Source organism: Kitasatospora sp. NPDC058243, assembly GCF_042882025.1.
Lineage (GTDB): Bacteria > Actinomycetota > Actinomycetes > Streptomycetales > Streptomycetaceae > Kitasatospora.
Map to the genome: position 1 here is coordinate 24,455 of NZ_JBHVWW010000095.1, position 4,224 is coordinate 28,678.

General features: G+C 73.3%; 3 protein-coding genes and 1 pseudogene. 2 read left to right on the top strand and 2 right to left on the bottom strand.

Features of this window, described 5'->3' with window-relative positions; translation table 11 throughout:
• Together ACFVX9_RS37000 and ACFVX9_RS37005 are read right to left on the bottom strand one after the other, a co-directional pair.
• Positions 1 to 1,250: pseudogene (locus ACFVX9_RS37000) on the bottom strand (hypothetical protein); the annotation flags it as partial.
• A gap of 163 nt (positions 1,251 to 1,413) precedes the next feature.
• The gene (locus ACFVX9_RS37005; RefSeq protein WP_387986324.1) at positions 1,414 to 1,902 is read right to left on the bottom strand and encodes an MMPL family transporter; all 489 of its coding nucleotides are present in this window, start codon (positions 1,900 to 1,902) and stop codon (positions 1,414 to 1,416) included.
• Between the two features lie 341 nt (positions 1,903 to 2,243).
• Between ACFVX9_RS37005 and ACFVX9_RS37010 the strand changes: the two genes are divergently transcribed.
• On the top strand, positions 2,244 to 3,485 hold the full coding sequence (locus ACFVX9_RS37010) for a sensor histidine kinase (protein ID WP_387986327.1): 1,242 nt from the start codon (positions 2,244 to 2,246) through the stop codon (positions 3,483 to 3,485).
• Entirely contained in the window at positions 3,482 to 4,183 is a 702-nt protein-coding gene (locus tag ACFVX9_RS37015; RefSeq protein WP_387986330.1) for a response regulator, read from the top strand. Before ACFVX9_RS37010 ends, ACFVX9_RS37015 begins: the two co-directional genes overlap by 4 nt.
• The last annotated feature ends 41 nt before the right edge of the window (positions 4,184 to 4,224 follow it).

Sequence of the window (4,224 nt, forward strand, 5' to 3'; positions counted from 1 at the left end):
GCCGGCCAACACCCCCCCTCCGCTCCCCCTGGTTCCCCGCCCCCGGGGCCGACAGCCGTGGCCGCCACGGTGGGGTCGGCCGCGGCTGCCGTGGCGGGGCCGCGCGTGGCGGCCTGCCGGCGCAGCTCGGCATCGGCCGCGGTGAACTGCTGGAAGTCCCGGAGGGTGTGCAAGGCGGCGTCCCGTTTCGCTGGGGAGGAGTCGGGGCGGAGGTCGGCATCGAACAGGTCGGCGAGGATGCCGTGGAACGCGGGCTGCTGGTTCTCGGCCGCCGCGACCGCTCCCGGCGTGACCGGACGGTCCGCCAGTGGGTCGGTGTAGGTGGCGAAGTCGTCGGAAAGGTCCTGTCCGGGGACGATCTGGACCACCGCCAGCGCATCACCGCCTGCCGCTTCGGCGGCGAGCGCGCGAGCCTGCCAGGTGGCGGTCAGCCGGGGCAGCACCTCGTCGGTGGCGGTGCCGAAGGCTCGGTCGGTGTGCAGGGTCGCCACCACCGTCCAGCCGGCCAGCGCGAGCAGCAGGACGGACGCGGTCAGCAGGTACGGGTTGAGCCGCCGGTTGAAGTGGCGGCTCAGAAAGCGCTGCGTACCGACCAGCAGGACCAGGGCGAGCACCGCGGGGGCGAGCACGCCGAGCAGCACGACCGGGGCGAGCCATCCGCTCTGCTGTTGCCGGCCCAGTTCCTGCTGCTCGGCGGCCCGCAGTTGCTGGACCTGGGCGAGGACTCCGTCACCGGGTTTGTGCATCAGGCTTGAGGCGTAGCTCAAGTAGGCGGCGCCGAGGGCACCCTGGCTCTCGGTGGCATGCGCCTGTTCGACCAGGCTGGTGTACTCGACGAGCAGTCCCTCGACGGCCTGCAGTCGCCCGCTCCCGGCCGGCCCGGTCGCGTCGTGCTCGGCGGCCCGGGCCAACGCCTGGTGGGCCGACTTCAGATCGTCCTGGTAGCGCTGCCCCGGTCCGCTCAGGCGCACCGTCCCCGAGGCGAAGCTCCCGGCCGCGACCCGGTCCGCGTCGGCGAGCAGGTAGGACAGCTGCGCGATGTCGACAAGGGCCGGGTCGGCGTGGGCTTCGGCGGCGGACACCGCCGTGTGCGCGCCGGCGAGCGCGGCTTCCAACGTCCCCCACAGCGCCGCCGTGCACAGGACCAGCGCGACCACAACCCGGCGCAGCCGGCCCGGAGTGGTGGGTGGCGCGGCGGGCCTGCGGCCGAAGCGGTGCGACCGTGACCCCACGCCGGCAATGGCCGCCATCCGCATCCCGCCCCCCGGCTCGGCCCGTCAGGAGCCCGACGGATCGTCGCCCACCCTAGCCACGCGACTATGGAGTGGCTACCGGGAAGCGGAATATGACGGAATATCAGTTTCGACTCCGGCGGCCCGGGTGGCGCACTCTGACGTATCGTCAGCTGGGCGGTCACCCTACGCGGCCCCGGTAGGTGTTCTCCAGGCCCGGGTCGGCGGGGTTTCCGGTGAGGTTGGCGGAGAGCAGCTCGAAGGTCCCGTCGGGCGCGGTCATGGCCGGGTCGACCTGGGGGATCTGCGAGTAGTCCCGCTGAAGGGGCGCGGCGTCCTTGGGTGTGGGCATGGTGACCTTGAGGCGGCTCAGCCGCTTCGCCCCGTCGCCGATCTGCTGCCGGTCCGCGGCGGTCAGCGCCCGGCCGTCGGTCCGCGCGACCAGGACGGTCACCGGATTGGCGTCGGTCTTCGTCCCGAAGCGGTCCTGGGCGATCTTCATGGCGGCGGCCGAGTCGTAGCTCTTCGGCAGGAAGTCGGCCGTCTGCGTCTGGGTCACCCGGTAGATCAATGTCTGGATCAGGACGGTCAGGAGTATTCCCAGGACCGCCCATACGGCGATCACCTTCCACGGATTCCTGGTGGAGAATCCGGTCAGGGCGCGGATCACGATGTCCTCCGGCGGTGGTGCTGTCGCCGGGGATTTCCGGCACGTCTCCAGACCATCACGGCGTACCGGGCGTTCTCGTCCGAGCGCGGGAGGAGAACGGCGTCAGGACCTGAGCCCGCCACCAGGCCCGGACCAGGACCAGGGGCCTGGTCCGGGATCGGTCCCGGGTGCCGGTTCGGGGCCGGGAGCCACTGCGAGAATGGGCAGTGGACGCCCCCTTCCGAGACGCGGATGCCCCCCCGGGAACGAAGGCCTCCGCAGGGACGGCTCGCCGGGCACGACGGCTGCGGTGAACGGGCGAAGGCCGGGGCCGACCGGCCACAGAAAGGACCACCACCAGCATGTCGATGCACCACCGGCCCCTGCCGCCGTCGCAGCCGCCGTCGCAGCCGCCGTCGAGAGCCGACGGCCTGCCCTGGACGGCCAGTGACGCGCTGGTGGCCGTCGGGTCGGCCGCCCTGGACCTCCTCGGCTACTCGATCGGCGGCCCGGACGGAAGCCAGCCGATCGCCCTGACCGCGCTGGTCCTGCTCGTACTGGCGGCCATGCCGCTGCTCACCAGGCGCCGCTACCCGCTGGCGTCACTGGCGGGTGTGCTGGTCCTCGGCCTGGCCCTGAACCTGAGCGGGCCGGTGCCGCACCACTTCAACTGCACGCTCTGCATCGCGCTGTTCGCCGTGGCCCGCTCCCGTGGCATCGCGGTGGCGGCGCCGGCCGCCCCCGTGGCGGCCGCCGTACCGCTGCTGGGCCGGGGGCATCCGCTGCCGCCCCCGCTCTCGCGAGCGGCGTCCAACGTGCTCGCCGCGGTGCTGGTCATCGCCGCGGCCGAGGCGCTGAAGCGCTGGCAGCACGCGGTGGAGGTCAGGCGCAGGCTGCTGGCCGACCGCGCGGTGGCGCAGGAACGGCGCCGCATCGCACGGGAGTTGCACGACATCGTCGCCCACCACATCACCACCATGCAGCTGATGGCCGGCGGTGCCAGAGCGAACCTCGGGGGTGACACCGAGGTGGTGCGCGACGCCTTGGTCACGCTGGAGGGCTCCGGGCGGATGGCGCTGCGCGAGATGCGTCAACTGCTCGACGTGCTCCGGGCCGGCGACGAGCCGGAGGAGTCGCCGTCCGAGCCGCAGCCCGGAGTCGGGCACCTCGGACGGCTCGTCGAGGAGTCCCGCAGGGCCGGTCTTCCCACCGAGTTCGCCGTCCTGGGGGAGGAGCGCCCGCTGCCGCCGAGCACCGGCCTGGCGGTGTTCCGGATCGTCCAGGAGTCCCTCACCAACACCCGCAAGCACGCCGGCCGGGCCCAGGCGCGGGTCCGGCTGACGTACCACCCGGACCGGATCACCGTCGAGGTGTCCGACAACGGCACCGCCGCGCCGGCCGACACCCTGGTGGGTGCCCTGGCGGGAGCGGGCGGTGCGGCCGGACCGAGGGCGGGCCGCACCGGGTACGGTCTGATCGGCATGCGCGAACGCGTCGCGCTGCAGGGCGGCAGCATGGTGGCCGGCGCCGTGGACGGTGGTGGCTTCCGGGTGATGGCCAGCCTGCCGGTGGCGTCGGCCGACGGAGAGGAACGGCTCGGATGACGGGAACCCCGGAGCGGATCAGGGTGCTGATCGCCGACGACCAGCCGCTGGTACGGCGGGGCCTGGCCCTGATCCTGGCACCCGACCCGGCGTTCGAGGTGGTGGCCGAGGCGGACAACGGCCAGCAGACGGTCGACCTCGCGCACCGGCACCGGCCCCACGTCGTGGTGATGGACATCCGGATGCCGGTTCTCGACGGCGTCCAGGCCACCGAGCGGCTCACACGGGAACTGCCGGCCTGCCGCGTCCTGGCGCTGAGCACCTTCGACATGGACGAGTACGTGGTCGCCGCCCTGCGCGCCGGCGCCTCCGGGTTCCTGCCCAAGGACGTCTCCCCGGAGGAGCTCTCGGCGGCCGTGCGCACCGTGCACACCGGGGAGGCGGCGGTGGCGCCGCGCCTGCTCACCCGGCTGATCTCCACGTACGTCACCGCGCCCCGCCTGCCGCCGGCACCGGTGCCGTTGCCGGCCTCCAGCCTGGGTGAACTGACGCCCCGCGAGATCGAGGTGTGGCACCTGCTGGCCACCGGCCTGGACAACGCCGAGATCGCGTCGGCGATGGGCATCAGCGTCTCCACGGTCAAGAACTACATCACCAGCATCTTCGCCAAGCTGAGCGTCCGCGACCGCGCCCAGGCGGTGATCGCGGCCTACGAGTCCGGCCTGGTCGAAGCCCGCCCCGCGAACCCGCCGGGCTGAGCCGGGCGGAGCGGGGCCAGTTGCTCCGAGTCGCCCCGAGC

What these genes read in the sequence shown, in the direction of transcription:
- ACFVX9_RS37010 (WP_387986327.1), top strand. Translation starts at nt 2,244, where the DNA reads ATGTCGATGCACCACCGGCCCCTGCCGCCGTCGCAGCCGCCGTCGCAG.
- ACFVX9_RS37015 (WP_387986330.1), top strand. Translation starts at nt 3,482, where the DNA reads ATGACGGGAACCCCGGAGCGGATCAGGGTGCTGATCGCCGACGACCAG.